Here is a 363-nt window from a genome sequence, read left to right on the forward strand (position 1 = left end):
GCAACCTCGTCGCCATGGCGCGGCACTACCCCTACACCCAGCCGAAAGTGCCGGTGGTGGTCGCGCTTGCCGACGCCGAAGGCATGGCCCTGGACCTGAGCCTGTCGGTCTCGGCCTACCAGCATCAACTGCGCGACCTGATGCCCGCCGAGCAACTGGAGCACACCAAACCCGCACAACCGCCCGAGCAGGAGCGCGTGCCGGCGTGCTACCGGTTGGATGCCGAACAACTGAGTGTGCAAAGCCGCGATTTCCACCATCGCAACCTGGTGGCCATGCTGCTGAACAAGACGCTGGAAAGCATGTACCCGGCGGACGCCCCCTCACCGGAACTGGCCGCGTTCCGGCTTGGCCTGGAGCGCC

The 363-nt window shown here is 66.4% G+C and carries 1 pseudogene; it reads left to right on the forward strand.

Features of this window, described 5'->3' with window-relative positions:
* A pseudogene (locus DM807_RS00680) lies at positions 1 to 363 on the forward strand (T6SS effector BTH_I2691 family protein); the annotation flags it as partial.

The organism is Pseudomonas hunanensis, assembly GCF_013393325.1.
Taxonomy (GTDB): Bacteria; Pseudomonadota; Gammaproteobacteria; order Pseudomonadales; family Pseudomonadaceae; genus Aquipseudomonas; species Aquipseudomonas putida_P.